Source organism: Dellaglioa sp. CoH-57-MRSF-19, from assembly GCF_056781975.1.
The window spans coordinates 1-614 of the sequence record NZ_JBXAXW010000072.1; the positions used below are offsets into that span (position 1 = coordinate 1).

Here is a 614-nt window from a genome sequence, read left to right on the forward strand (position 1 = left end):
AATCATGGTGCGGCCCGTCGTGCGTTCGAAAGCTTCTCGGCACGCCACGCGTTGTTCTCGTGTCATAATTCTCCTTAGCTCAGCAACTTTTCACGCACACGTCGTGCATAGGCCGCTTCTACCGACTGGGCCTCGGCGCGCGGTTCTACCATACACATATCAAGAATACGCAGCACGCGCATCATTTCAGCGGTCCGTGCTTTAGAAGCCACCTGCTCGACTTCAGTTTCGGTAAGATGCGCCAAATCGTTTCGGATTTCGGGCATCACCTGCTGAATGATCCAAACCACGAAATCGGCCACGCCATCATCAATCGTGCTGCTTAGCTCAAAGAATTGAGCAGCGCGCTTAAGTTGCAGATTGTCGATACCTGCTGCATAGTGAGTTGCGTCAAGCACACTATGCATTTTCGTCTCTCTTTTGCTGGCCCGCGTCGATCAGAAGTTTTGCCTCGTGCGCGATTGCCCCAACCATTCGGAGTTTGGCGTTGCTGGACTCGAACGAGATATCGTACGCGTCTTCGATGTCCATCAGAACGCTCATGTGCAGCGCATCATTAAATCCCAGATCAGCAATCAGATCGGTAGTTTCCAGCACAACAGCGTCCGGCTGGT

Annotated in this window: 2 protein-coding genes; both read right to left on the reverse strand. The window is 52.8% G+C overall.

Features of this window, described 5'->3' with window-relative positions; genetic code table 11:
• Nucleotides 1–74: 74 nt before the first annotated feature.
• The gene (locus tag AC1RO3_RS08260) at nucleotides 75–407 is read right to left on the reverse strand and encodes a hypothetical protein (RefSeq protein WP_281116339.1); all 333 of its coding nucleotides are present in this window, start codon (nucleotides 405–407) and stop codon (nucleotides 75–77) included.
• On the reverse strand, nucleotides 400–614 hold a 215-nt coding region (locus AC1RO3_RS08265; RefSeq protein ID WP_481763969.1), incomplete at its 5' end, for a hypothetical protein. The genes AC1RO3_RS08260 and AC1RO3_RS08265, both read right to left, overlap by 8 nt.